Source organism: Rhodococcus sp. ARC_M6 (assembly GCF_022810305.1).
Lineage (GTDB): Bacteria > Actinomycetota > Actinomycetes > Mycobacteriales > Mycobacteriaceae > Rhodococcus_F.
On record NZ_JALGQH010000001.1, the window covers coordinates 588,975 to 614,110 of the forward strand.

Sequence of the window (25,136 nt, forward strand, 5' to 3'; positions counted from 1 at the left end):
ACCGGTTCCGCTCGTTACGAATCTGCGAGCCGGGCCTTCTCGATCTCGACGTCGAAATCGGCCGGCGGCCAGGACAGATTCATCTTCTCGAATGCGTCGATGAGCAGTTCGGTGACGGCAATTCGGCTGTACCACTTGCGATCACACGGAACGATGTACCACGGTGCGTGTTCGGTGGATGTCTTGTCGAGCATTGTCTGATACGCGTCTTGGTAGGCGGGCCACAACTTTCGTTCCGATACGTCGCTCGGGTTGTACTTCCAGTACTTCTCCGGGCGGTCGAGGCGTTCCTGGAGTCGCTTCTTCTGCTCGTCCAAGGACACGAACATCGCGACCTTGATTATCGTGGTGCCGGCGTCGACCAGTTCCTTTTCGAACTGATTGATCTCGTCGTAACGCGCACCCCACACATTCGGCGGAACCAGATCGTGGACGCGCACGACAAGGACGTCCTCGTAGTGAGAGCGGTCGAAGACACCGAGGTATCCGTTGCGGGGGAGTTCCTTCCGGATGCGCCACAAGAAGTGGTGCTTCTTCTCTTCGTCCGTCGGGACTCCGAACGACGCATGATCAACGCCTTGCGGATCGACGTGACCGATGACGTGGCGCATCATTCCGCCCTTGCCCGCCGTATCCATGCCTTGCAGCACCAGCAGGACGGATCGAGTGTCGCCCGAGCGACCGTTGGCGTACAACAACTCCTGCATACCCGACAGAACGCCGCCACGCTCTTCGAGCAACCGCTGACCGTCAGCTTTGTTTCCGGTGAATCCGGGAGTGCTGTTTCGGTCTAGTTGTGCCAGTTCGAAGCCAGGCTGCGCCCGAAGAGTCTTGACGGCCGATGTTTCCCACAGCGAGTCGTTTGCCATAACTGGGAACTGTGCCACAGCAAACCCGGTTTGGTCAGTCGTTCTCGGGAACCGTCAACGGATGTGGCATTGACTTGAACTTGACCGGGGAACCCTTGACTGCCGCGATGCCGGTGATGCCGCCCCACGTCATCATCGTCAGGTAGTCGATCAACGATTCAGCGGACATCGACTTGTTGGAAATCCACCAGTGCGTCGCCAACTGGATGCCACCGACAATGCCGTAGGCCCACGGAAGCGATCCGCCGGAATCCATTTCCATCTCGCGAAGGCGATTGCCCAGCACGGTGGACAGCAGTTCGGCGATCATTCGCTCCGACTCGGCAACCACGTCGCGATTGGCGCCGGCGCCGCTGGCCATCACGTAGAGATAGATCGACGGATCCGACGCAACAGTCTCGACGTAGGCGGTGATCGTGGCGTGGGTCAGTTCGAAATCGTCGAGTTCGTCGCTGATGGCTTGGTAGATGCGGGGCGCGAGAATGGTCTCGACGTACCGCATCATCGTGGCCGTCGTCAGGTCACTCTTGTCCGCGAAGTAGCGGTACAGAACGGTCTTGGAGACGCCGATTTCGGACGCGATCTCGTCCATGCCGATATCGCGGCCGCGTGCCCGGATCGCGGCGATGGTGCCGTCGACAAGCTCTTCGCGACGCGCGATCTTGTGCTCACGCCAGCGTCGCTTACGACCGTCGGACTTCTCGGGCTTTGCGTCAGCAACGACTGTGCCGTCTACCTGCTCATTGTCCTGCACAGCGTTCTTGGCCACGAGTCTTCTCATATCTGTGGTGATACCACGTTCGAGCGGTCTACATTCCCCTTCAGCTTAGTGTCCGTGTGTTTCCCCCGGGCACGCACCTGCGCGGTTGGATCTGGCTCGCGTACGCCTCTCGCCGCAATCTTTCGGCACAATGGCAAGGGTGCAGCAACTGAGCCTCTCCGCCTTCGACGATCAAGCCAAGCGTCGAGACCTTCAAAAGATGAAATTCTTTGCCACCGGGCTCCTCGTTTTCGCGACGGTGGTCTATCTGTTCTGTCGGTGGCAGGAATCGCGCGGAGCTGGCGCGTGGGTCGGATACGTCCGGTCCGCATCGGAGGCCGGCATGGTCGGCGCGTTGGCCGACTGGTTTGCCGTCACAGCGCTGTTCCGTCATCCGATGGGCATCCCGATCCCACATACCGCGATCATCAAACGTAAGAAAGACCAGCTCGGGGCCAGTTTGAGTTCATTTGTCGGCCAGAACTTCCTGGCACCGGACGTCGTGTCCGCGAAAGTGAAGCAAGCTCAGATTCCGCTGCGGTTGGGCACGTGGATGGCCGAGCCGGAGAACGCGGCCCGGATTGCGGCGGAGACGTCGACGATCCTGCGCGGGCTGGTCGAGGTACTGCGCGACGAGGATATTGCGCAGGTCATCGACAACACCATCGTCAAACGGCTGGCCGAACCGATGTGGGGGCCGCCCATTGGGCGAGTTCTCGGTGAGCTTCTCAAGGACAACAAGCAGTTGCCGATCATCGAACTGCTGGCCGAGCGCGCGCACCAATGGGCACTCGGTAGCCAGGAAACGATCGACCGGGTGATCCTGCGTGACTCGCCCGCGTGGTCGCCGAAGTTCGTCGACGCGATGCTCGGCGAGAAGATCTACAAGGAATTGGTCGAGTTCACGTGGAAGGTGCGGGCCAACCCCGAGCATGAGGTGCGGCTTGCGGCCAATCGGTTCCTGATCGATTTTGCGGACGATCTGCAGAACGATCCCGAGACGATCAAGAAGGCCGAGGGAATCAAGGCCGAGATCATGGGCCGTGAGGAAGTCACCGGTCTGGCGTCGGCGACGTGGCAGGTGGCCAAGCGGTTGATCATGGAATCGGTGGACGACCCCAACAGCACCTTGCGGACCAAGGTCGCCGAGAACGTCGCCGGACTGGGTGTGCGTCTGCGTGACGACGATTCGATGCGGAGCAAGGTCGACGGCTGGCTGGTGGCCGGTACGACGTACATCGCGGAGAACTACACCGACGAGATCACCGGCGTCATCAGTGACACCGTCGAACGGTGGGATGCGGAGGAGGCCAGCGAGAAGATCGAACTGCAGGTCGGCCGTGATCTCCAGTTCATTCGCATCAACGGCACTGTTGTCGGCTCGATTGCGGGTCTGTTCATCTATACGTTCTCGACGCTGATCTTCGGCTGAGTTCTGGGCGTGCGTGTGATGTCCACCACGAGCGCTAGCAGAAGTGCTTGCAATAGTTAGCACCCTCTCCTATGGTGGGAAATGTCCACTGGAAAGGGAGGACGCAATGCCAGCGAAGTCGACGAACTCCGATGACGGAGAACGTGAATCATCCGGTGCCGCAGCCGGAGCCAGCGACTTGGCAGCACGCGTCGTCAGCTCTGCGGCACACGATATCGGGGGGTTTATTCGTGCACAACGAGAAGCCGCGCAAGTATCGATGCGCCAACTCGCGCAGCTCGCCGGTGTAAGCAATCCGTACCTCAGTCAGATCGAACGAGGACTACGGAAACCGTCCGCCGACGTACTCGCGCAAATCGCAAAGGGACTCCGAGTGTCTTCGGAAGTCCTCTACGTCCAAGCCGGGTACCTCGAGCAACGGCCACACAGTCCGATCCGTGACGCGGTCATTGCCGATACCGCCATCAACGAGCGACAGAAGCAAGTACTGCTCGAGATTTACGACTCGTTCTGTCGGGAGAACGATTCGACGCGGCCCGCCGCCGATGCAGCAGCAGCCCAGACCACAACTCCGGACTAAAGAACTTTCACAAGGAGAACACCATGACTGACAAGACCACCATCGACAACGTCAAGACCTCACTCTTTGCCGCAGTCGGCGCCGGCGACCTCGTCGTCCAGGCTGTTGCCGACGTTGTCGCACAGGTTCGTGAGCGCGCCGAGACCCGTCAGGACGAGGTCACCGGCCGCGTCGACGGTGCCCGCGAAAAGTTCGCTGCCGTGCAGGGCGACGTCGCGGAAAGCGTTGAGGCACTTCGTGAGCGTCTCGCCGGTCTCCCGGCCGAGCTGCCCGAGGAGCTCGCCGAGCTGCGCGAGAAGTTTGCACCCGAAGAGCTCCGCAAGGTTGCCGAGGCATACCTCAAGGTTGCCGGCGATCTGTACAACTCCCTCGCCGAGCGCGGCGAAGATGCAGTCGAGCGCATCCGCAAGCAGCCGTCCGTCGAAGAAGGCATCGCCGCTGCAGAATCCGCACTCGGTGACGTCGTCGAACTGACCGAAGATGCACTCGGCACCGTTGCGCGTCAGACCCGCGCCGTAGGCGAGCAGGCTGCCAAGCTGGCCGGCCGCACCGCTGGACGCATCTCCGACACCGCAGAAGAGGTCGGCGAGAAGATTGCCGATGCCGGCGACGAAGCTGCACTCAAGGTTCTCGACCTCGGTGAGCAGGCAGACGAGGCTTCCAAGGAAGCTGCTGCCCGCGTAACCGCTGCTGCTGCCGACGTTCAGGAACGCGCTACTGCTGCCGCCAAGAAGGCTGCTCCGGCTGCCGCTGCTGCTCCGGCTGCTGCTCCCGCGAAGGCTGCTCCGGCCAAGGCTGCTCCGGCCAAGGCTGCTGCACCGGCCAAGGCTGCTCCGGCCAAGGCTGCTGCACCGACCAAGAAGGCTTGATCTTCAGCTGAGTTGGTCAGCGTGAAGGCTCCTGCGCTCTCGGGCGTGGGAGCCTTTTGGTCGTAGACGTGCGGAACTGAAACTAGGATGTAGTTGTGATAGCTGTGGATGGCATTATCGGCCTGATCTTTCTCGTACTGAGAGTGCTGGCGTTAGCCGGTGCTGTTTTTGCGATCGTGCATGCCGTTCGGCAGCGTCCGGACGCATTTACCGCGGTCAACAAGCTGACCAAGCCGATCTGGCTGGGAATTCTTGTTGTGTCGGGGTTGGTTCTGCTGGCATTCGGTCCGGTGCAGATGCTTGGAATCATCGCGGTAGTCGCAGTGTGCGTGTACCTCGTTGACGTTCGTCCTCGCGTGGATGACATCCAGCGGGGTCCGCGCTGGTAGCGCACGTTTTCTTTGTTCAGCCCTGACCGTGAAGGTGTGTGCGGTGCTATTGTGGGTTAACGGCAGTCACACATAGATTGCCGGCCTTCGTGGGGAGTGAACTGCGATGTCTGTAGAACAAGAGAAGTCCCGTTTGACACGGGCCGGTGACCGACAGGAAACAGCGTCGCGGCTTCTCGCCTCGGCAGCCCGCACATCCTATGACCCGCTGATCGAAATCGACTGGGAAGCACCCGTCCCGGACGACCTCTACGGAATGACCCCCGAATGGTGCAGCCTCTACGGCACATCGATGTGGGACGAGATGACGCAGCAACAACGCATCACCCTCACAATCCACGAGGCAGCAAGCATCGCCGGCACCGGCATCTGGTTCGAGATGATCCTCATGCAGATGCTGATCCGCGACATCTACTTCCATGATCCTTCAACGGCACACGTGCAATTCGCGCTCACCGAAATTGCCGACGAGTGCCGCCACTCCACGATGTTCGCCCGCTCAGCCGCAAAATTCGGGGTCCCGTCCTACCGGCCCAAGGCCTGGATCCGCACCGCAGCGCGACCCTTCAAAGCAACGGCCACCGGATCATTGGCGTACGGCGGAACACTCTTCGCCGAAGAAATCCTCGACATGATGCAACGCGACTTCATGCGAGACAAGCGAGTTCAGCCACTCACCCGAACCGTCAGCAAAATTCACGTAGTCGAAGAAGCCCGACACATCAGATTTGCACGCGAAGAAACCGTCCGACGCGTAGCTCACGCCACGCGGTTCCAGCGAACACGTATCCGCCTGGTACTCGCCATCACGGCGTACTTCGTGGTCACCAGCCTCGTGAACAAAAACGTGTACGCCGCAGCCGGACTCGACGCCGACGCGGCTGAAAAAGCCGCAAAGAGCAATGTCCACTACCACGACATGGTGCGTCGAGGATGCGGGAATACGGTCGAATTTCTCACCGAGGTCGGCCTCATCGGCGGCCCGTCCAAGATCTTGTTGCGCCGCGCGCACATCATCTGACACGCAACATCCGTATCTCACTCTTCAAGAAGCAGTCAGGGGTAAATGCATGTCCAGCAGTTCGCGTACTACCACCCTCCGGGTATTGGGCGGAGCAGTCGGATTTGGCGCTGCGATTGCGGCAGTTGCCGGTATTCGTCATCGGCGTTCCACCCGGGGACTGACGCTTGTCGCTGACGTCGAACCAAATGCGCTCCTGCAGACCCCGACGTTCAAGGCTGATATCAGCGAACTGACCACCGACGACGGTGCGATCATCAACATTCGCGAGTACGGGCCCGCCGACGGTGACCCGATAGTTTTGAGCCACGGCTGGACCTGCTCCACCGAATTCTGGTACCCGCAGGTCAACGCCCTCGCCGGTGAGTACCGCGTCATCACCTACGACCAGCGCGGTCACGGACGCAGCACCGTGGGCACCCTTCCGTTGGGGCCCGACGTCCTCGCCGACGACCTCTCCGCAGTCTTGGCCGCCACCGTCCGCGAAGACAAGAAAGCCGTCATCGTCGGGCACAGCATGGGCGGCATGAGCATCATCGCGTGGGCCGGCAAGCACCCTGACGAAGTCAAGAAATACGCTTCGGCCGTGATGCTCGCCAGCACAGCCAGCGATCGCCTGATCGCCGAAACCACCATCATTCCGCTGCCGAATCGCTTTCCACGGGTACCGGTTCCGGTAGGCCGCGCAATTCTCAGCTCGCCGATGCCGTTGATGTCCTCGGGCGCCATGACCAAGGCGATCCAGTACGTCTCGATGTCGCCCAACGCCACCAAAGCAGAAGTTGCGTTCTGCGAGAACATTGTTCGTGAATGCAAGCCCCGCATCCGCGGCGGCTGGGGAGCGGCGCTCAGCGGCCTCGACATTCACGAGGGTCTCGACAACCTCGATGTACCGACCACAGTGCTCGTCGGATCTCTGGACCGACTCACTCCACCGGTCCACGCGCGCAAGCTCGCTCAGGTTCTCGAAGACGCCGGCAACCTCGAACAGTTGATCGTGTTGCCGGGCGTCGGGCACATGTCGTCCATCGAGAGCATCGACGAATTCGACCGGGAAATAGTGCGTTTGCGCAATCTCTAACTGAAGACGACGGTCTTGCGGCCGTGCACCAACACACGATCCTCGAGGTGCCACCGCAAACCGCGTGAGAGAACCAGCTTTTCGATATCGCGACCCTGTCGGACCATGTCGGCGGCGACGTCGGCATGGTCCACTCGGATCACGTCCTGTTCGATGATCGGACCGGCATCCAGTTCTGCGGTCACGTAGTGGCAGGTAGCGCCGATCAACTTCACACCCCGGGCAAACGCCTGGTGGTACGGCCGCGCACCGATGAACGACGGCAAGAAGCTGTGATGAATGTTGATTGCGCGGCCGGCCCAATGCTCGCACAGTGACTCCGGCAGCACCTGCATGAAACGGGCCAGGACAACAGCGTCGGGGTCATGGGCGTCGACCAGGCTGCGAACCTGCTCGAATGCCGGTCCACGCTGCGCCGGATCCTTGGGGAACGGCACGTGGTGGAAGTCGATTCCGTGGCGTTCGGTGACGCTACGCAGGTCCTCGTGATTGCCGATGACCGCGCTGATTTCAGCGGGAAGTTCTCCGCCCGCAGCGCGACCGAGCAGATCGTGGAGGCAGTGGCCTTCCTTGCTCACCAGAAGCACGATCTTCTTGGGAGCCGCCGAATCATGCAGCGTCCACTCGGTTTCGGGGCCGATCTCCGCTGCAACAGCGGCGAAACGCTCACGCAGTTCGTCGATGGTGATGCTGATCGACGACGCACGAACGGCCTGACGTGTGAAGAACCATCCGGTGTCTGCGTCAGCGTGATACGCCGCTTCGACGATCCATCCACCCACCTCGGTGAGGAAGGTCGAGATGCGCGCGACGATGCCCGTCGTATCGGGGCAGCCGAGGGAGAGAACGTAGCGTCGATCATCTGTCAACGAGGCAGCGGTCATGAGGCTTAGTCTCTCAGGTGTCGCGGTGGCGCCCGACGCGTGGTCATGTGCCAAGCTTTCTTTCATGGCTCAAGCTGCGCTCACTCGTTCCCAGGTTGCCGCGATGGTCGACCACACCCTGCTCAAACCCGAAGCCACAGCTGCCGACGTGAACGCCCTGATCGCCGAGGCACAGGAACTGGGCGTGCTCGCGGTGTGTGTTTCACCGTCGATGCTGCCCATCCGCGCCGAAGGTTTGGTGACCGCCGCTGTGGTGGGATTTCCGTCCGGCAAACATCATTCGTTGGTGAAGGGCGCCGAAGCTCGTTTGGCTGTTGATCAAGGTGCTCGCGAAATCGACATGGTCATCGACATCGGTGCGGCAATCGCCGGCGACTACAACGCGGTGCTGGCCGATATTCTGACTGTGCGCGAAGCCATGGGTGAGACTGCCGTACTCAAGGTCATTCTCGAAACCGCAGCATTGTCCGATGAAGCGATCGTCGAATGCTGCCGTGCCGCAGTGCATGCGGGTGCAAACTTCGTGAAAACTTCCACCGGCTTCCATCCCGCGGGAGGCGCAACGGTGGAAGCAGTGGCATTGATGGCCAAGACCGTCGGACCCGCCGTGGGAGTCAAAGCCAGCGGCGGAATCCGTACGACGCAGGCAGCACTCGACATGATCGCTGCCGGAGCTACCCGCCTCGGGCTTTCGGGAACCCGCGCTGTGCTGGACGGCTTGGCTGACTAAGTCAGGATTCCACAGCTGTCGGGGGCGGCCGATGCATTCTGCGTTCCAGTGGCAACAGGCATTGCGTAGGCGCCGCCCTCCAATGAAATCTGGATCGCACTGTCCGTGACGGCGAGCTTGGTGGGCTGCATACCCAGCGGGTAGGTCTGCAAGCTGTCGGTCAAGGTCTGGACAACACCGTCGACCAGATCGGTAGGAAGCCCGAAGCCCAGGATTTCAGCGCCCACGGTTTTGACATCGACAACTCCGTTGGTGACCGTCGGCTTGACCGTCAGCTTGGCGAGGCCGGCCGGGCCGACGTCGAAGGACAAGGTTCCGGCGGCAGAATCCGTCGTCACACCGGTGACCAGACCACCGAAGGCCTGCTGCTGCAACGTGGTCAGGATCCCGGCAGTGGACCACGTGACGTCGGCGGTGGAACTGCCGATCGTTCCGCTGTTCCCGGCCGACGGTTGTAGGTCGATGTCGTTGACCTTGGCGTGGACCTGCATTCCGGACGCCGGCCCGAACGACGAATCGTCGCTGTCGATACTGATGTACGGGACCTTCTTGTCCACAGCTTGGAGGAGTACTGGCTTCCAACTCAGTCCGACGTCGACCTGAGAGCCGAGTTCGCTCTGAAACTGGTCTGCCATGCAGGTCTTGACTTGGTTGCGTACGTACAGTTCGCCGCCGACGAGCGCTGCCGCGAGCACAGCGATCACGACGAGCAGGACGATGAGCACACGATTGCGCGGGGGTGCGTTGTTCGCTGCGACAGTCATCTCAGGGATTCTTCCCGACGAGTCTGAATGAACTCTGTGAATACACAAATTTATTCAATGCTGTGATCCGGAACACATGCTGACGTAGTCTGGCGGGAAGCGACGTCGACGGTCTTCGGAGGTAGTCATGGCTCCCGATTACGAAGCACTCGAACAGTTGGCGCTGCGGCAATGCGGATTTGTCGCGACAGATCAGGCATCGGCGTTGGGGCTAACTGCCGGCGACGTGAATTGTCTTCTGAAATCCGGTCCTTGGATTTCGGATTGCCCGGGACTCTTCCGCTTGGATTCGGTCAGGCGTACGGCACTCGACGAGTTTGCAAAATGGTGCACCTGGTTTGCCGGCCGGGCAACTGTCTCGCATTACAGCGCAGCAGAACTGCACGGACTTGGCCATTTGCAGCCGCGATTCCTCCATTTCTCGACCGAAGTGCCAATCATGGCTCCGGCACGGCAATTGGCCCTACACCGGTGCATTCTTGCTGAATCCGACTGCGAGCAGATTGGACCCATTCGTCTTACGACACCCGTCCGCACCGTTCTCGATATCGCTGCGGGCGGGATTTCTCAAGAGTTGCTTGACGAGGTGGTCTCCGACGGTGTTGCCATCGGCCGTCTTGATGCGCGTGAGCTGTATCTGTCCTGCGAGAACGCGGAGGTTGACGTGGCTGTGAGGGTCGAGCTGGCGCTGGTAGCCAATCGGTCGCTTTGATCCTGAAGGATTTCGTTCGCTCAGCGATCAAAATCCTTCACGATCAGGATGGGTGATATCCAGCTAACTTTCAGGCATGGGACAATATTTACAAATCGGAAGAATGGACGTCCGTTGTGGGCGTCCATTTGTGTGTTGTCGAGAGGGAACGTCTCTTTATGTCGGCTAGTTCTGTACGTCGTGTTGTCAGTGGTGTGAGTGCCTTTGCAGTTGCTGCCGGGTTTGCGGTGGTTGGTATTGGTGTTGCGAATGCAGCTCCGGGTGTGTCGACGTGGAGTGCCAACGGGTACAACTTCACTCGCACGATCAGCAACGTGAATCCTGCGGAGGGGGAAGAGATCACGTCGACGACGAAATTGGATCGAACGGGAATTCTCCAGTACCTCAAGCAGGTTAAGGACGTTCACCCGTCGTGCCTGACATATAAGGCGGGTTCGGCGACGGTCGACAACGTGCCGGTACCCGATGTCGCGGTGGATCCGGCATTCGCCCGGGCAGAGGGTACCTGGACTATGAACTCGGATGGAATTTCAGGAAAGAAATCTCGGACTTTCGAGTTCACGTACATCGTGGGTGCTGATTGTGAGCGCGGCAAGGATCTGAATACATCGGTACATATCGGGTGGTCTGGCGGCAACGCTGCCTATGACAGCAAGGGCCCGAATATCAATGTGCAGATGAACCAGTCATCGACAGCTCTAGCTCCGATCAGTGGAGCGCAGGTTGGCGAACCGACCACATTGAGCGCGACGGTTACCGGCGGCGCCAACGGTGATCCGGTCGATTTCTTCAACGCCGGCAACAAGATTGGTAGCGGCGCACTCAACAGCGGTATTGCAACATACGCCTGGACACCGACGACTCAGGGCTCCGCGTCCATCTCCGCGAAGTTTGCAGACACCACAAAGGCGGTGGGCTCACAGTCCGCAGCCCAGAACATGAATGTGACGCAGGCTGATGCCTCGTCCACCACGACCCTCGCCGGAATTTCCGGAGCTCAGGTCGGTAAGTCGACCACACTGAAGGCAACGGTTTCACCGAAGGCTGCCGGCGGAACGGTCACCTTCAAGATCGGCAGCACGACCCTTGCCGACGTGCCGGTCAATGGAAACGGCGAAGCCACCTACGCGTGGGTTCCGGCAGTGGCAGGAAGCCAGACGATCGATGCTTCGTTCTCGGGCCGCGACGGAGTCAAGCCCTCGAGCACCAGTACAGCCACAACGGTGGCAGATAAGCCCGCGGACATCACCGAATCGAAGACAAGTGTTTCGGTAGATGGCGGCCAGGTTGGTGTTGCCCAGTCCATTTCGGCTCAGATCACTCCCGGCACCGCCGGTGGCGATGTCACGTTCAAGGACGGCGACACCGTCATCGGTACGGCAAAAGTCGACGCCAACGGCAAGGCAACACTGAACTGGACCCCCACGGTAGCGGGGCAGCGCACAGTCAAGGCTGAATTCTCCGGAAGCGGAAACATTGCAGCTTCCGACGAGTCGATCTCCGTCCAGGTTGCCCCGGCAGCTAACGGCGGGGGTACCGGCAGTGCCGGCAGCTCGACCGGCTCGCTCGGCAGTCTCGGCAACATCTTCGGTTCCTAGTCCGAATCAGTACTGACACGAGCGCCCCGCTTCCGGAAATTCTCCGGAGGCGGGGCGCTCTGCCTATCTGTCAGGAGTTGGGTGCCACTACCTGCCAGGGCACCGTCAAGATGCAATCTCGGAGGCGTCGACGGGCCGGTTGAACTGGAATGCCCTGCGCACGAAGAATTTCCAAAGCTGCAGCCCATCGGTGTCGCGGGCCGAAAGACGCGTGTGGGGCAGCCGTCGCCCACGCCCGATCAGCAGCGGTGAGGAGTGCGTGGATCGGCTCGCCCGGTACATTGCGGTGAATAAGGGCCTTGGGCAAGCGTTCTGCAATGTCCGAGGGCTTCTCGATGTCGAAAGGATCCCACGCCAAGGTCAGGGTTAATGGTCGATGAGCGTCGAGAAGCACCCAGGCGCAACGACGCCCGAGTTCGTCGCACGTCCCGTCGAGGATCAGGCCACCCGGCGCCAGACCGGATTGAATATGAGACCACGCCGATTCCACTGCGTCTTCGGGGTATTGACGCAACACGTTGAAGGCGCGGACAAAAACCGGTGAGAGCCCGGCCAATTCGAATCCACCTCGCGCGAAGCTGACACCGTCGCGGCCGGCCACTACACGGGCCGGATCGATTTCGAGGCCGATCACGCGGCGGTCGCGTCGTACTGCGGTAAGGCGGTCCGCCATCTCGAATGTCGTATCCGGGCGGGCACCGTAGCCGAGGTCGACGATCAGTGGATCAGCAGCATGGCGCAGCGCACGACCCACGGATGTGTTGTGCACGATCCAGCGGTCGCTGCGACGTAGACGGTTGATGCCGGTAGTTCCACGTGTGATGACACCCTCGGGCTTCGAGGGTGGAGCAGTCTTCACCGCGGGTCAGCGGGCGGCGAGCCAGGTCGCGGTGACCTGAGCTTCCGTACGGAACAGATCGACAAGATTGTTGAGCATCAGCTCTTCCAACTTGCCGCCGAGAAACGGGATGTACACCTTGGCTTCCGAGGAGGTTCGCAAGGTGCAGCCGGTGTCGGTGCCGAACAGTTCCATGGTTCCGGTGAGGCTTCCCGGCCCGGCGGGAATGGACGCCTCGTACGTTCCGGTGACGATCTCACCGAACACGCCGTAGGACTCTCGGCGAGTGATGACGAGATCGTTTCGCATCACGGTCTGCGCGAGATCAGGCAGATCCGCGCGGGGCAGGACATGGTGCAGGACGAGATCGATCCCGGAATCGGTGACCTCGAAATGTTCCACACGATTTTCGGAATGCTTGCGCATCTCCTCGACCCGAGCGTCCCAGTATCCGCGGTCGGTCAGTGCTTCGTAGACCTGTTCCGGGGAGTGCTGGTAGCGGGCGGAGTAGTCGATGCGGCGAGCCATGGTCGAAAACGATACCGGCTACCTGCTGTTACAGAAAAAACGTACCCCGCCCGCAACCTGCTATTCGGTGATCCACTCCCGTGTGAAGTTCTGCTCGGCGTCGATCAGACGGAGAATTTCTTCGACAATCGCGCTTTCGATCTTGCCGCCGATGATCGGGATCTTGACCTCGACCTCACCGTCGGCGGTCAAGGTGCAACCGGTGGCGTCGTTGGTAAGCACCTGAGTGCCCTCGACGCGTACGGGAACCCCGTCGATGTGCGCCGAGAAAGTTCCCGTCGCAGTATCTCCGTTGAGCGGGGCGAGGGTCTCGCTGCGCTTGATGACGACATCACCCTTGATGAAGTTGGAAACCATGGAAGGCAAGTGCTCGGCGGGAATGACCTGAGACATGGTCACAGCGACGGTTTCGTCGCGGACAGTCAGTTCGTCAATGGTTGCTCCGGGGCCTCCGACAGCGGCGACACGGTCACGCCAGTACTGCTCGGACGTCACCGCCTCATGGACCTTGGCGGCAGGGACGGTGTACTTCGATGAATGCTCGATGCGACGGCTCACGATTGTGGAGGCTACCGTTTACCGATGTGTGGGACGTAACCATTGGCCAACGCGTCGTAGATTCCGGCGCTTTCGTGTCCGAGAACATTGATCTGTCGGAATTGACGACGCTTCGAGTCGGCGGACCTGCGAGGCTGCTGGCGGAATGCCCGACGACGCAGTCGCTGGTCGACGTCGTGCGTCTGCTCGATCATGAGCGGGTGCCTTCGCTGATCTTGGCGGGCGGCTCGAATCTGGTGATTTCCGACGACGGATTCGACGGCGTCGTGGTCCGTGTGGCGAACACCACGGTGACCCTCGACACCGACCGCGTGATTGCCGAGGCCGGTGCGGTGTGGGACGAGGTTGTCGGTCAATCCGTAGCCGCAGAATTGGGTGGACTCGAGGCTCTGTCCGGAATCCCCGGTTCGACGGGTGCAACGCCGGTGCAGAATGTCGGCGCTTACGGAGTCGAGGTCGGATCGCAGTTGCGTCGGGTCCAGTTGCTCGATCGTCGCAGCGGTGAGGTGTCCTGGGTCGAACCCGCTGCACTTCAACTGGGCTACCGCTCGAGTGTCCTGAAACATTCGGATTCCGCGCTGGTCCTGGCCGTCGAATTCGATACGACCCCGGACGGGCTGAGTGCGCCGTTGGCGTACCGCGAACTGTTCACTGCTCTGGATGCGCAAGAAGGCGACCGTGTGCCTGCGTCGCTGGTCCGTGCGGCTGTTCTGGGCTTGCGTTCGGGTAAAGCGATGGTTCTCGACGCCTACGATCACGACACGTGGAGTGCTGGTTCCTTCTTCACCAATCCGGTGGTCGCCGACGATCAACTTCCGCGGGTGCTGGCCGCGATCAGCAGCAAACTCGGCGACGTCGCAGTTCCGCAGTATCCGGGCGTCGGTGGAACCAAGTTGTCGGCAGGTTGGCTGATCGAGCGCGCCGGATTCTCGAAGGGATATCCGGGGGACGATGCGCCCGCTCGATTGTCGACTCGTCACACCCTGGCCCTGACAAACCGGGGCGACGCGAAGTGCGCTGACATCGTTGCTCTCGCGCGAACTGTCCGGGACGGGGTCGACGCCGCATTCGGCGTGCTTCTGGAGCCGGAACCGGTAACCGTGGGTTGCCGGATCTGAGCTGAGCCGGAAAAGCGAATGTAGCCTGTTGAGGTGCATCAGCCAGGTAGTAGGAGAAACCGTCCGCGTCTCGCTGCCTTGGTAGCGCTCTTGCTTGTCGCAATGCTGAGCATCGCGGGCTGCACCATCGGCGGAGCCACTACTGCCGGCAATGCCGAACCGACTGAAAAACCTCCGGTCGCGCACGTTACGTCGACGCCCGCCGTCGGCACCCAAGACGTCAGCCCGATCACGCCGGTGTCGGTTGCAGTCACCGGAGGGACTCTGGACGAGGTGTCTCTGAGCTCCTCGGCGGGCAAACCCGTCGCCGGGCAACTGTCCCCGGACAAGACGGCGTTCACCGTCAGCGAGGCTCTCGGCTACGGGGCGACGTATTCGTGGTCGGGTTCGGCAACGGGCACCGACGGAAAAACCGTTCGAGTCGACGGCAGTTTCACGACACTCACTCCGGCATCTCGGACCGGTGGCACTCTCAACATCGCCGACGGCCAGGAAGTTGGCATCGCCGCGCCGATCACCTTGCAGTTCGACGACACCGTTGTCGACCAAGCTGCGGTGGAAAAGGCTCTGGTCGTCACCACTGTTCCGCCCACCCCCGGTTCGTGGGCCTGGCTGCCCGACGACAACGGCGGATCGCGGGCGCATTGGCGTCCGGCCACCTACTGGGCACCCGGAACAACCGTGCATCTCGACGCCAAGCTCTACGGATTGAACTACGGCGGCGGCGCTTACGGAGATCAAGACCTCACGCTCGACTTCACTATCGGTCGAAGCCAGATCGTGAAGGCCAACGCGCCTAGCCACCGGATGCAGGTGGTCCGCGACGGCCAGACCATCATGGACATTCCGGTCAGCTACGGCGAAGGAAACGAACCCCGAAACGTCACGCGCAGTGGCATTCACATGGTCACCGAGAAGTACGAAGACTTCCTCATGTCCAACCCGCCGTTCTACGAGAACGTCCGCGAACGCTGGGCAGTCCGTATCTCCAACAACGGTGAGTTCATCCACGCGAACCCCGAAACAACCGGAGTTCAGGGCTCCTCGAACGTCACCAACGGCTGCATCAACCTCTCGATGTCCGACGCCCAGGAGTATTTCGGAACCGCCCTGTACGGCGATCCCGTCGAGGTGACCGGGACATCGATCGCACTCTCGGCAGCCGACGGCGATATCTACGACTGGGCGATCGATCTCCCCACCTGGAAGTCGATGTCCGTGCTCGCCTGAAGCGTGCGTCTAATTCTTCCCTGACGGACCCGTCGAATTCTGCCCTGACGGAACCGTCGCTGTCTTCCGTGCGTCTACTGAAGGTAGATGCCGATGGAATCGGTAGAAATGCACGTCGCATGGCCGGTGCGGACAAATAGGCGAAAACGGGGATTGTCGTGGGGTTTCCAGATATCACTGAGGCATTCCAGAACCTTGTTGTGGGGGCGGCGAATTCGTTTGTATCGACTACTGCGACGTTGCAATCGGCTACCGACGATCGTGAGCGCTTCACGCCCGAAGTGACCGAAGCAGCCAAGCTCGGTCAAGATGAACGCGATGAAGCCTGGCGTGTCCGTGATGCCTTGACACCTCAGGTGTCTGCTTTGGAATACAGCGAGCACGCGATCATCGACGATGATCCATTCGACGCGATGTCCCACACGGAGATATTTGAACGCGTCAGCCGTATGGATCCGGGCACTCTGGAGGCCATCGGAGGTTCGTGGACTGCAATTGCGGGGAGAACCGAAGCCGGGGTCAACCAGTTTCAACATGCAATCAGCACGGCCATCGGTGACGGTTGGCAAGGGCAGGGCGGTTCGGCTGCATTGGCGGCTGTTCTTGCGTATTCCGAGAATGGGAATCAACTGAAAACGCGGGTTCAGCTGATTTCGAACAAGGTCAGCGAAGCTCGAATTGTCTTGGACGAAGTTAAGCGGTCGATACCTGAACCCGATGGCGCCAGTATTACCGAGAGATTGATCAGTGCAATTCCCGGTGCAACGCGGAATCAAGCTCAGTACGAAGCCGAGGAAGCAGAACGGCGAGCCCGGCAGGTGATGAAGGACGTTTACCTGCCGAATATGAGGAGAGCCGACGACCAAGTGCCGATTCTCCCGGCGGCGTTCAATCCGATCAACGGCGACGGGGGAGTCAGCGGATATCCGGGTAGCGGATCCGGCGGTTCGGGTGAGGGAGCGAATGCGTATTCGCTCCCTACCGGAAAGGCCGAAAACGGAGACTTCCGCGAACCGGGTGGGTCGGGGCAGAGCGGTGTGGGAGAAGGTGCTGCAGCGCAGGGACGTTCAGGCGGAGCGTTCACCGGTGGTCCGTCAACTGCGGATGGCAATGAATTCGACGGCGCGTCGCAGGGTGATTCGAATGCCGGTGGAACCTCTGGCGATGCTGGTCGCGCCGGTGGCGTCAACTCGGATGGTCCAGCCGGTACAACAGCCGCGTCTGCCGGCGGTCCGAACATGCTCGCCGGCGCAAACTCGGCGGGTGTAGGGGGTGCACCGCATTCGAACTCCTTCGGTGCCGGTGGCGGGGCATCTCCATCGGGCGGTGCTGGGTCAGGTTCACCGGGTGGTGCTGGGTCAGGTTCACCGGGTGGTTCCGGGTTGGGCGGTGGCGGCGCTTTCGGATCCGGAAGCGGCGGGGGTGCTCTCGCGGGCGGTGGACGCGGCGCTGTCGGCGGAATAGGCAGCAGCGGAATCGGACCCGGGGGTGGTGGAGTTGGCGGCAACGGAACCGGAGGCGGCAGCGCTAGTGGGCGGAGTCCGGCGATGGGCGGCATGGGCGGAATGGCCGGGGCGCGAGGTCAAGGTAAGGATGACGATGACACTCATCAGACACCCGGCTATCTGATCAACATCGACAACGGAAACACGTTGATCGGTGAACTACCCATGGTCACGCCGTCGGTCCTCGGCCAATGAGTATGTCGCAGTGGCAATTCAGCGGACTCGAGTTTCAACTCCTCTGGGATGCGGTGGGTCGAGACAGGCTTCCGTATCCACTGAGGTTTCGTCCACATGCCGAGACTATGACGGACCTTGCGCAACAGCGACAACGCGCAAGCGAGCGTCTCGCCGTTGTGTTGGACGAGCGTTTGCACCGAACTCTCGAGGCTCTTGCGGAACCGACTGTGCGAGTGGAGGTGTGCGGACTGACCGGGCAGGATGTGACGCGAGCTCATGGCGTTGTAGTCGGCGGTATCGGAGTGCTGGCAGTTCAATTGCCGGGCCGACAGATCGACATAGGCTCGGACGTGACCTTGTCTGTGGGGCGGGCGTCCGAACTGCCAAGGATGATCGTGGACGCACTCCCTCAGTGTTCAGCGGGAACCGGCCGTGGGATATCGGTCAGGCAACCGAAAAACTTACCGGGTCAAGGCATATTGAGTAGTGCGGGTGATCCGCGGGTGGCCGAAGAACTGAAACGATTCTTCGGCCGCCCGAGAACCTCGGTTGGCGAAATTGCTACGTATCCGGGGATTGCTGTCGACACTCGTCCCACCAACGACGGGATTGCTTTTCACTGGTGTGACTACGCCTCGGACGGCAGATACATTGTGGAAAACGGTGAAATCATCAGTGCCCGATCAGCTTCCGGAAAACAAATTGTGGAGCAGATATCGAGCGGCATCGCCGAGGTGGCGAGGAGAACCGTCCCGGCTAGGTCGTAGTGCGGTGGAAGCGTCCGGCGCCCGCCTGATCGCGGGGCCGAACCACAATCTGATCCAAGTTCACGTGTGACGGACGCGCCGCGACAAACCCGATGATGTCGGCGATGTCCTGCGCGAGCAGCGGTGTGATGCCTTCGTACACCTTGTCGGCCTTCTCCTGGTCACCTTCGAACCGGACCAGGGAGAACTCGGTCTCGACGGCGCCGGGAGCAATCTCGGTCAATCGAACCGGCTTGCCGAGCAATTCGCCGCGCAGTGTCCGGTGCAGTACTGCCTGAGCGTGCTTCGCTGTGGTGTATCCCGAGCCGTTGTCGTACGCCTCCAGCGCGGCGATCGACGTGATGGTGACGATCAGTCCGTCGCCGGATTCGATCAGCTTGGGTAGCAAGGCTTTTGTAACGCGCAGTGTGCCCAGCACGTTGGTTTCCCACATCCAGCGCCAGTCGTCCAGATCTGCATCCATGACCGTCGCGAGTCCCTTGGCGCCACCGGCATTGTTGATCAGGACGTCCACCCTCGGCAGGACTGCGGCAAATGCGTCGACGGAATCCTCGTCGGTGACATCGAGTTCGAGGGCAGTGCCGCCGATCTCTGCGGCGATCTTTTCCAGACGATCGAGGCGACGAGCCCCGATCACGACATGAAATCCAGCAGCAGCGAGCGTGCGGGCAGTGGCCTCGCCGATTCCGGAACTAGCTCCGGTGACAACAGCGACGCGGGCATCGGGAGAAATGGTCATGACTCAATCGTAGAGCTAGTCGGCCGCATACTCTGCCTCTCGTTCGATGGATTCGATGTGACGAGCCGGAACGCGGACGGCACCGGGGATGTAGGTGACGGCCCGTAGTGCACCGCTGTATCGGAAGGCGCCGCGGCGGGTTCGAAGGTCCCAGGACACCGGGCCGCGCGCATCGACACCCACCGAGATTCCGGTCCACGGGGCCATGCCGACGAGTTGTACCTGCTCTCTCAGTTGACCGGCAAAGATTCCGTCGACGCTCACAGCAAGATTCCAGCGTAAACGCGGTGCGACGATCACCGCGACGTCGATACGAGTACTGCCTACGGCGAGGGGACCGGTGTCGACGCTCTGGTAGACGCCGAACGCGTTGTAGCCGAGATGAAGGTGGCCGTCTTCCACGTACAGGATGTATCCGCCTTGCGGATCGCCGTGCGCGACCAGGACTCCGGCGTCGCCGTCTCGATATCCGTCGAGTTCGACGGTGATGTCGAAGTCGCGGAAGCTGATGAGGCGGGACGAGCGATAGCGTTCGAGGGTCGGTGTGCCGGCCAGGATTCGTACCGGATGCGAGAGTCTGGACTCTTCCGGTCTGCGGACTGCCCCGACGCCATTGCCCAACATCGGAAAGACGGTATTGGCCCACGCCGAGTTGTCCCAGGCGTCGGCGAGTTCGCGGACCTTGCCGGGGAACTGCGCGGCGAGGTCGTCGAGCTCGGTAGGGTCGGCGGTGACGTCGAAAAGCTGCCAGTTCGGCTCGTCGATATTTTCGGGAGCGAGCGCCAGAAGCTTCCAGCCGTCCTTGTAATAGCCACGGTTGCCGGTCATTTCGGTGTACTGCTCGGTATGCGTACTGGCCCCGGCGGGCGACCTCAGAATGTCAGCGGCGGAGACGCCGTCGAATTCTTTGGCGGGCAACCCGTTGCGCACGCTCGGTACCTCGATCCCGGCGAGGTCGAGGAGGGTTGGGGCAAGGTCGGTGACGTAGGCGAACTGGTCCCGAATGCCGTTGTCGTCGTGGGTTATATCGAGCCCGGCCGGCCAGGACAGGACGAAGGGCACTCGAACTCCACCGGCAAACGACTGGCCCTTGTAGAACCGGAACGGGGTGTTGGATGTCTGACCCCACCCACGCGGATAGTGGACACCCAATTGCGGGCCACCGATCAACGACTCGTCGTGGGGGACGTCGCCGACCCAGTCGGGATCTTGTACGTGCGCAAATTGTGCGAAGTAGCTTCGTGTTCCGTCAGATCCGCCCTCGGCGGTGCCGCCGTTGTCGGAGGTGAAGACGATGATGGTGTTGTCCAGTTCGCCGAGTTCTTCGAGAGTCTCGACGATTCGGCCGACGCTCTGGTCTACCGAATCCACCATCCCGGCATAGACCTCCATATAGCGGGCGAACCGTGATTGTTGCTCGGGCGTCAGTGAATCCCATTCGGGCACGTCGAAACCGGGCTCGCTGTTGCGGGGAGCCTGCTGCGTGCCTTCCGGAAAAAGCCCGGCCGCGAGTTGAGCGGCAAAGCGGGACTCACGAATTCGGTCCCAGCCCTCGTTGTAGCGCCCACGATACTTGGCCTGGTCTTCGGGCTTGGCCTGCAACGGTCCGTGCATGGCGACGTGAGCGAAGTAGAGGAAGAACGGTTTCTCGGCGTCGTGCGCTCGGAGGTCTTTGATCAATGATCTTTCGGCGCAAACCCGGTCCTTCAGGGCTGGACAGCCGAACCTGTCGGTACCTGCCGTTAGTGTCTCGGGTATGGCTACGGGGGTGGTGAAGCGGGCATACAAGTACCGTTTCTATCCGACGTGCGGGCAAGCTGAGCAGCTTGCCCGCACGTTCGGGTGCACTCGGTATGTCTACAACCGGGCGCTCGCGGAGCGCTCGCAGGCGTGGCAGCAGGAGAAACGACGCGTCTCGTACGCGGACACGTCGAAAATGCTCACCGGCTGGAAACGCGAGCCGGACACCACGTGGTTGGCGGAACCGTCGAAAGGGCCACTGCAGGAGGCCTTGCGACAGTTGCAGGGTGCGTTCGACAAGTTCTGGCGTAAGCAGACCCGGTATCCGACGTTCAAGAAGCGGGGTGTCTCGAAGGATTCGGCAACATATTTTTCGAACTGCTTCACCTACCGGGGCGGTGTCATTCGGTTGGCGAAGCAGTCGGAGCCCTTGGACATCCGATGGTCGCGACCATTGCCCCACGGTGCCATTCCTTCGCAGGTGACGGTGTCCCGTAATTCTCGTGGGCAGTACCATATTTCGATTCTCGTCGAGACCGAGATCGCCGCACTGACGCCGACGGACCACGTTGTCGGCGTGGATGCCGGAATCACGAGCCTGTTCACGCTCTCGACGGGGGAGAAGATCGACAACCCGCGTCATGAGGCGAAGGATCGGGTGCGGTTGGCGAAAGCGCACCGAGCGCTGGCGAAAAAACAGAAGGGATCGGCTAACCGGGCGAAGGCCCGGTTGAAGGTAGCGAAAATCTATGGGCGTGTTGCTGATCGGCGACGCGATCATTTGCATAAACTCTCCACTCGGCTGGTGCGCGAAAATCAAGTGATTGCCATCGAGACGTTGAGTGTGCGGAACATGCTGAAGAATCGCAGTTTGTCGCGGGCGATTTCGGATGCGGCGTGGTCGGAGTTCCGGTCGATGCTCGAATACAAAGCCTATTGGTACGGGCGGCGGGTGGTGGCGATCGACCGGTTTTATCCGTCGTCGAAGACCTGCTCGGTGTGTGGGGTTGTGGTGGAGTCGTTGCCGTTGGATGTGCGGGTGTGGACGTGCCGGTGCGGAGCGCATCACGATCGGGATGTCAATGCTGCGATCAATATTTTGGCCGTCGGGCTGGCGGTGTCGGCCTGTGGAGATGGTGTGAGTCCTCTTCTCGTGTAAGCGAGGGGAGGTGACTGTCTGTGAAGCAGGAACCCTGGGATGTGAGTTTCAGGGGCAACTACGGGGTGTGAGCCCTGTGGGGAATCTCGGTCTGTTTACTGCCGAGAGGAAGTCAAAGTTGGTGAGCCGAACTCCTTGTGCTGCAAGCCGGTCCAGGGTCGGAGTTTCGATCTCCGAGCCGAAGGGGCCGATATCGCTGTAACTCATGTCGTCGATCAAGATGACAACGATGTTGGGGATGTCGGATGTGTTGTCGGCGGTTGCGGCCAGGACGGGGTCGAGTCCACGGCGGTTCGGCCTACCCGGCCGCCGAACCCTTCGTAGCCGCGTGAATGTGGTGGGGGAGTCGAATCTGTGCCGGTCATGGATGCACTCAAACACGCAAGAATTGGCACGACCAGAGTTGTAGTCCGGGTGATCGTTACCGCACCCGATTTGTGAAACCAGAGGAAGCTGCTATTTTTGGACCTATGTCGACCGACCAGCCTGCCGCTTTGCGGGTCACCTATGTGACCGCTGCGTTGGGGTCGCGTCTGCCGCTGGCACGCGAACTGTGTTGTTGCCGCCGTTCTTTCTGCAGCTAATTTCTGCGTCTTTCTGTCTGCCATTTTTCCTGTGACCAGAACGAATGCTGGTTCTTGGCGGCTGGGATGTGCGCTTCTTCCATCTTCTGCAAGGGACAGCCATGTCGACCCCCACACTTTCCGCCGTTCACATTCGACCACGAACCGTTCTTTCCGGACCCCGGCCTCAGGTAGTTGCGCCTGAGCTGCGTATAGCCGACGGACCGGCGGCAACGGTCCTGCGCATTGCTCGGCTTCGCGGGCCGATCTCACGGGACATCGCGACCAAGGCCTCGGGGTTGAGCATTGCGACAGTCAATCGGCAGGTCACCAGCCTGCTCGAACTGGGAGTGGTCCGGGAACGAGCCGACTTGACGACTGCGGGCGCGATCGGACGTCCCAAAGTTCCCTTCGAGGTGAACCACGAGCCGTATCTGACCATCGGGATTCATATCGGTGCTGCGGTCACCAGCATCATCGCGAGTGACATTCGTGGCCGGGTGCTCGGTGCCGTTGAAATCCCCACTCCGACAACCAATTCTTCTGTTGCACTTGCCACTATCGCTCGATCGGCCAAGTCGTTCACGTCGCGGTGGCACAAGCGTCGGCCGCTCGCGGTGGGCGTCGCGATCGGTGGACGAGTGGACTCCGCCACCGGAGTGGTCGATCACCCCCGGCTGGGGTGGAAGGGTGCGAAGGTCGGCTCGGTCATCGGCGCCGGCTTGGGCCTACCGGTTTCTGTTGCAGCGCACGTCGAGGCCATGGCAGCATCAGAGTTGCTGCTGAGCGCCGACCGCGCCGAGGTTCCCGCTGCCGGTACCACTGCTCTGTACTTCTATGCACGCGAAACAACAGGCATCGCTATCACTTTCGAAGGACGCGTACACACACCGTCCAGCGGACCCGGTTCGATAGCCCACCTCCCGACGGGTTCGTCAGCTCGGTGCATCTGCGGTTCGGTGGGTTGCTTGGAGGCCACCATCAGTGATCGAGCCATTGTCACCGAGGCACTGGCGCGGGGCGTGGTTGTCCAGGGAAGCGAACGGATCACCATCGCGGACGTGTATGCGGCAGCATCCGCCGGTTCGGCTCCGGCGCATGAGTTGTTGGTCGAACGCGCCCGGGTGCTCGGACGAACCGTGGCACTCCTGCGTGACCTGTTCAATCCGGATCGCGTAATCCTGGGCGGCCAGGCCTTTACCGATTACGCGGCCGGAGCGACGTACGTCGCCGAAGCATTTTCGGCGGCATCGTCATTGGAGCGCAAGGATATTCGCATCACCGGTTTCGGTAATCGGGTACAGGAATATGCGTCGACGGTGGTGTCGTTGAGTTCATTGTTCGCAGATCCGGCGGCGGCTATGCGCCGCGCGGCGGTTATCTGAGCAGGCGAGGTTCAAAGTTCCGGTCGATCGAGGACCCTCAACCAGGTTCCGTCGGACTGGCGGCGCGCCACCTGAGTGCGTCCGCCGGTACCGTCGGCCGGTGCAGTGGACGTCATCGCGAGATCACCGCTGGTGACGGTGGGCAGTGCCTTTTCGACGGTGAATACCGGTGCGGCGGCAAGCATCTGCGCGATCACGTCGCGGATGGCCGAACGTCCGACGGTAAGTGACCCGGGCGGAAATGCCATCACGGCGTCCTCTTCGTAGAGTCCGGCTACTGCGTCGGGGTCACCGGCGTTGGCGTACTCGACAAACAGTCGGGCAAGGTCTTCGGGGGTCTTGGCTGTAGTGGTCATATCTCCATCGTGCTGAGTCCGCAGCGATAAGTCCAAGATCTAGTTTGTCTAGCAGTTAGAATTATCGGTTATGGAACTGAGGCAACTCGAGTACTTCGTGGCAGTGGTCGAAGAAGCGAATTTCACCCGGGCTGCCGAGCGCCTTCATGTCGCTCAACCCGGTGTGAGTGCCCAGATCAAGCGACTGGAGCGTGAACTCGGCCAGGAACTACTCGATCGCGGTGGTCGGACCGTCTCGATGACCGAGGCCGGACGTGCAGTGCTGCCGCATGCACGCAGTGCGATCGCTTCGGTGAACAGCACCCGCAACGTCGTGGACGCCTTGACCGGGTTGGTTCGGGGATCGGTTTCCGTCGGAATGGTGACCGCCTGTGCCTCGGCTGACCTGACAGAGTTGCTGAGTCGATTGCACAAGAAGCATCCCGGATTGGATATCTCTCTGTCGGAAGATGATTCGCGCAACCTTCTGGCCGGCGTCTTGGACGGAACCTTCGACATTGCGGTAGTCGGTGTTGCCGGAGATCTGCCCGAAGGTCTTGAATCTCGAGTGATCACGGATGAACGACTGGTTGCCGGTGTTGCCGCGAATCATGAACTGACACAGGTATCCAGCCTTCCGTTTGTGGAACTCGAAACCCGGTCTGTGATCTGCTTGCCGAAGGGGATTCTCAATGATGTTGTCAAGCCGCAGAAGTGAGGGGAGCGGGTTCGTAGTTGGCGTGATCGCGGAGCATTGCCCACAGGACGTTGACGCGACGGCGTGCCAGTGCGAGGACGGCTTGGG

Annotated in this window: 26 protein-coding genes and 1 pseudogene; 16 read left to right on the forward strand and 11 right to left on the reverse strand. The window is 61.0% G+C overall.

The features are described 5' to 3' along the window. Positions 1-14: 14 nt before the first annotated feature. Positions 15-869, reverse strand: coding sequence for a polyphosphate kinase 2 family protein (locus tag MTX36_RS02675; protein WP_243618190.1), 855 nt, complete (start codon positions 867-869; stop codon positions 15-17). A 34-nt stretch (positions 870-903) separates the two neighbouring features. Next, positions 904-1,638 carry a TetR/AcrR family transcriptional regulator gene (locus MTX36_RS02680; protein ID WP_243618248.1) on the reverse strand — a complete coding sequence of 245 codons (735 nt, stop codon included), beginning with the start codon at positions 1,636-1,638 and terminating at the stop codon, positions 904-906. Positions 1,639-1,789: 151 nt separating this feature from the next. Between MTX36_RS02680 and MTX36_RS02685 the strand changes: the two genes are divergently transcribed. From MTX36_RS02685 to MTX36_RS02710, 6 genes are all read left to right on the forward strand, one after another. Beyond that, positions 1,790-3,061 (forward strand): DUF445 domain-containing protein, encoded by a 1,272-nt coding sequence (locus MTX36_RS02685; RefSeq protein ID WP_243618191.1) that lies wholly within the window; start codon positions 1,790-1,792, stop codon positions 3,059-3,061. Positions 3,062-3,167: 106 nt separating this feature from the next. Next, the gene (locus MTX36_RS02690; RefSeq protein ID WP_243618192.1) at positions 3,168-3,641 is read left to right on the forward strand and encodes a helix-turn-helix domain-containing protein; all 474 of its coding nucleotides are present in this window, start codon (positions 3,168-3,170) and stop codon (positions 3,639-3,641) included. A 23-nt stretch (positions 3,642-3,664) separates the two neighbouring features. After that, positions 3,665-4,510 carry a heparin-binding hemagglutinin gene (locus MTX36_RS02695; protein WP_243618193.1) on the forward strand — a complete coding sequence of 282 codons (846 nt, stop codon included), beginning with the start codon at positions 3,665-3,667 and terminating at the stop codon, positions 4,508-4,510. Positions 4,511-4,605: 95 nt separating this feature from the next. Then, complete coding sequence (locus tag MTX36_RS02700; RefSeq protein WP_243618194.1) at positions 4,606-4,899, forward strand: DUF2516 family protein; 294 nt, start codon at positions 4,606-4,608, stop codon at positions 4,897-4,899. Positions 4,900-5,005: 106 nt separating this feature from the next. After that, complete coding sequence (locus tag MTX36_RS02705; RefSeq protein ID WP_243618195.1) at positions 5,006-5,920, forward strand: diiron oxygenase; 915 nt, start codon at positions 5,006-5,008, stop codon at positions 5,918-5,920. 49 nt (positions 5,921-5,969) lie between these two features. Then, entirely contained in the window at positions 5,970-7,001 is a 1,032-nt protein-coding gene (locus MTX36_RS02710; protein WP_243618196.1) for an alpha/beta fold hydrolase, read from the forward strand. Here MTX36_RS02710 and purU read toward each other — a convergent pair. Next, positions 6,998-7,885 carry a formyltetrahydrofolate deformylase gene (gene purU / locus MTX36_RS02715; protein WP_243618197.1) on the reverse strand — a complete coding sequence of 296 codons (888 nt, stop codon included), beginning with the start codon at positions 7,883-7,885 and terminating at the stop codon, positions 6,998-7,000. The genes MTX36_RS02710 and purU overlap by 4 nt on opposite strands. A 64-nt stretch (positions 7,886-7,949) precedes the next feature. Between purU and deoC the strand changes: the two genes are divergently transcribed. After that, the gene (gene deoC / locus MTX36_RS02720) at positions 7,950-8,615 is read left to right on the forward strand and encodes a deoxyribose-phosphate aldolase (RefSeq protein ID WP_243618198.1); all 666 of its coding nucleotides are present in this window, start codon (positions 7,950-7,952) and stop codon (positions 8,613-8,615) included. Here deoC and MTX36_RS02725 read toward each other — a convergent pair. After that, a complete protein-coding gene (locus MTX36_RS02725) occupies positions 8,612-9,379 on the reverse strand; it encodes a DUF2993 domain-containing protein (protein ID WP_243618199.1) in 768 nt (255 codons plus the stop codon). The two genes, deoC and MTX36_RS02725, sit on opposite strands and share 4 nt — an antisense overlap. Before the next feature lie 127 nt (positions 9,380-9,506). Between MTX36_RS02725 and MTX36_RS02730 the strand changes: the two genes are divergently transcribed. Further along, a complete protein-coding gene (locus MTX36_RS02730; RefSeq protein WP_243618200.1) occupies positions 9,507-10,091 on the forward strand; it encodes a hypothetical protein in 585 nt (194 codons plus the stop codon). 158 nt (positions 10,092-10,249) lie between these two features. Then, the gene (locus MTX36_RS02735) at positions 10,250-11,689 is read left to right on the forward strand and encodes an Ig-like domain-containing protein (RefSeq protein ID WP_243618201.1); all 1,440 of its coding nucleotides are present in this window, start codon (positions 10,250-10,252) and stop codon (positions 11,687-11,689) included. A 70-nt stretch (positions 11,690-11,759) separates the two neighbouring features. On the opposite strand, the gene MTX36_RS02740 is transcribed toward MTX36_RS02735, so the two are convergent. Genes MTX36_RS02740 through MTX36_RS02750 form a run of 3 tightly spaced genes read right to left on the reverse strand, consistent with a single transcriptional unit; the run spans position 11,760 to position 13,613 of the window. Next, positions 11,760-12,548, reverse strand: coding sequence for a class I SAM-dependent methyltransferase (locus tag MTX36_RS02740; RefSeq protein WP_243618202.1), 789 nt, complete (start codon positions 12,546-12,548; stop codon positions 11,760-11,762). Positions 12,549-12,554: 6 nt separating this feature from the next. Further along, entirely contained in the window at positions 12,555-13,055 is a 501-nt protein-coding gene (locus tag MTX36_RS02745; protein WP_094271701.1) for a DUF2505 domain-containing protein, read from the reverse strand. Positions 13,056-13,115: 60 nt separating this feature from the next. Then, entirely contained in the window at positions 13,116-13,613 is a 498-nt protein-coding gene (locus MTX36_RS02750; protein ID WP_243618203.1) for a DUF2505 domain-containing protein, read from the reverse strand. A gap of 26 nt (positions 13,614-13,639) precedes the next feature. Between MTX36_RS02750 and MTX36_RS02755 the strand changes: the two genes are divergently transcribed. The 4 genes from MTX36_RS02755 (at position 13,640) to MTX36_RS02770 (ending at position 18,410) form a co-directional block, all read left to right on the forward strand. After that, positions 13,640-14,731 carry a UDP-N-acetylmuramate dehydrogenase gene (locus tag MTX36_RS02755; protein ID WP_374230409.1) on the forward strand — a complete coding sequence of 364 codons (1,092 nt, stop codon included), beginning with the start codon at positions 13,640-13,642 and terminating at the stop codon, positions 14,729-14,731. 33 nt (positions 14,732-14,764) lie between these two features. After that, positions 14,765-15,961 (forward strand): Ig-like domain-containing protein, encoded by a 1,197-nt coding sequence (locus tag MTX36_RS02760; RefSeq protein WP_243618204.1) that lies wholly within the window; start codon positions 14,765-14,767, stop codon positions 15,959-15,961. Positions 15,962-16,119: 158 nt separating this feature from the next. Beyond that, a complete protein-coding gene (locus MTX36_RS02765) occupies positions 16,120-17,661 on the forward strand; it encodes a hypothetical protein (protein WP_243618205.1) in 1,542 nt (513 codons plus the stop codon). Further along, the gene (locus MTX36_RS02770) at positions 17,658-18,410 is read left to right on the forward strand and encodes an ESX secretion-associated protein EspG (RefSeq protein WP_243618206.1); all 753 of its coding nucleotides are present in this window, start codon (positions 17,658-17,660) and stop codon (positions 18,408-18,410) included. The genes MTX36_RS02765 and MTX36_RS02770 overlap by 4 nt, the downstream gene beginning before the upstream one ends. Here MTX36_RS02770 and MTX36_RS02775 read toward each other — a convergent pair. Both MTX36_RS02775 and MTX36_RS02780 read right to left on the reverse strand, forming a co-directional pair. Next, a complete protein-coding gene (locus tag MTX36_RS02775; RefSeq protein ID WP_243618207.1) occupies positions 18,400-19,149 on the reverse strand; it encodes an SDR family NAD(P)-dependent oxidoreductase in 750 nt (249 codons plus the stop codon). The genes MTX36_RS02770 and MTX36_RS02775 overlap by 11 nt on opposite strands. 15 nt (positions 19,150-19,164) lie before the next feature. Then, positions 19,165-20,826: pseudogene (locus tag MTX36_RS02780) on the reverse strand (sulfatase-like hydrolase/transferase); the annotation flags it as partial. Between the two features lie 79 nt (positions 20,827-20,905). Here MTX36_RS02780 and MTX36_RS02785 point away from each other — a divergent pair. Continuing rightward, positions 20,906-22,048 (forward strand): transposase, encoded by a 1,143-nt coding sequence (locus tag MTX36_RS02785; protein ID WP_243618208.1) that lies wholly within the window; start codon positions 20,906-20,908, stop codon positions 22,046-22,048. 48 nt (positions 22,049-22,096) lie between these two features. Here the strand turns inward: MTX36_RS02785 and MTX36_RS30465 are convergent, their stop codons facing one another. Beyond that, complete coding sequence (locus tag MTX36_RS30465; protein WP_374230414.1) at positions 22,097-22,255, reverse strand: hypothetical protein; 159 nt, start codon at positions 22,253-22,255, stop codon at positions 22,097-22,099. 478 nt (positions 22,256-22,733) lie between these two features. On the opposite strand from MTX36_RS30465, the gene MTX36_RS02795 reads away from it, so the two are divergent. Then, positions 22,734-23,996: an ROK family protein gene (locus tag MTX36_RS02795; protein WP_243618209.1), complete on the forward strand. Its 1,263-nt coding sequence runs from the start codon at positions 22,734-22,736 to the stop codon at positions 23,994-23,996. An 11-nt stretch (positions 23,997-24,007) separates the two neighbouring features. Here the strand turns inward: MTX36_RS02795 and MTX36_RS02800 are convergent, their stop codons facing one another. Further along, positions 24,008-24,352, reverse strand: coding sequence for a nuclear transport factor 2 family protein (locus MTX36_RS02800; RefSeq protein WP_243618210.1), 345 nt, complete (start codon positions 24,350-24,352; stop codon positions 24,008-24,010). A 70-nt stretch (positions 24,353-24,422) separates the two neighbouring features. Between MTX36_RS02800 and MTX36_RS02805 the strand changes: the two genes are divergently transcribed. Next, positions 24,423-25,049, forward strand: coding sequence for a LysR family transcriptional regulator (locus MTX36_RS02805; RefSeq protein WP_243618211.1), 627 nt, complete (start codon positions 24,423-24,425; stop codon positions 25,047-25,049). Positions 25,050-25,136 lie beyond the last annotated feature (87 nt).

Coding starts and splice junctions, on each gene's coding strand:
- MTX36_RS02675 (WP_243618190.1), bottom strand. CDS start 869: ATGGCAAACGACTCGCTGTGGGAAACATCGGCCGTCAAGACTCTTCGG.
- MTX36_RS02690 (WP_243618192.1), top strand. CDS start 3,168: ATGCCAGCGAAGTCGACGAACTCCGATGACGGAGAACGTGAATCATCC.
- MTX36_RS02695 (WP_243618193.1), top strand. CDS start 3,665: ATGACTGACAAGACCACCATCGACAACGTCAAGACCTCACTCTTTGCC.
- MTX36_RS02705 (WP_243618195.1), top strand. CDS start 5,006: ATGTCTGTAGAACAAGAGAAGTCCCGTTTGACACGGGCCGGTGACCGA.
- MTX36_RS02710 (WP_243618196.1), top strand. CDS start 5,970: ATGTCCAGCAGTTCGCGTACTACCACCCTCCGGGTATTGGGCGGAGCA.
- purU (WP_243618197.1), bottom strand. CDS start 7,885: ATGACCGCTGCCTCGTTGACAGATGATCGACGCTACGTTCTCTCCCTC.
- deoC (WP_243618198.1), top strand. CDS start 7,950: ATGGCTCAAGCTGCGCTCACTCGTTCCCAGGTTGCCGCGATGGTCGAC.
- MTX36_RS02725 (WP_243618199.1), bottom strand. CDS start 9,379: ATGACTGTCGCAGCGAACAACGCACCCCCGCGCAATCGTGTGCTCATC.
- MTX36_RS02730 (WP_243618200.1), top strand. CDS start 9,507: ATGGCTCCCGATTACGAAGCACTCGAACAGTTGGCGCTGCGGCAATGC.
- MTX36_RS02735 (WP_243618201.1), top strand. CDS start 10,250: ATGTCGGCTAGTTCTGTACGTCGTGTTGTCAGTGGTGTGAGTGCCTTT.
- MTX36_RS02745 (WP_094271701.1), bottom strand. CDS start 13,055: ATGGCTCGCCGCATCGACTACTCCGCCCGCTACCAGCACTCCCCGGAA.
- MTX36_RS02770 (WP_243618206.1), top strand. CDS start 17,658: ATGAGTATGTCGCAGTGGCAATTCAGCGGACTCGAGTTTCAACTCCTC.
- MTX36_RS02775 (WP_243618207.1), bottom strand. CDS start 19,149: ATGACCATTTCTCCCGATGCCCGCGTCGCTGTTGTCACCGGAGCTAGT.
- MTX36_RS02785 (WP_243618208.1), top strand. CDS start 20,906: ATGGCTACGGGGGTGGTGAAGCGGGCATACAAGTACCGTTTCTATCCG.
- MTX36_RS30465 (WP_374230414.1), bottom strand. CDS start 22,255: ATGAGTTACAGCGATATCGGCCCCTTCGGCTCGGAGATCGAAACTCCG.
- MTX36_RS02795 (WP_243618209.1), top strand. CDS start 22,734: ATGTCGACCCCCACACTTTCCGCCGTTCACATTCGACCACGAACCGTT.
- MTX36_RS02800 (WP_243618210.1), bottom strand. CDS start 24,352: ATGACCACTACAGCCAAGACCCCCGAAGACCTTGCCCGACTGTTTGTC.
- MTX36_RS02805 (WP_243618211.1), top strand. CDS start 24,423: ATGGAACTGAGGCAACTCGAGTACTTCGTGGCAGTGGTCGAAGAAGCG.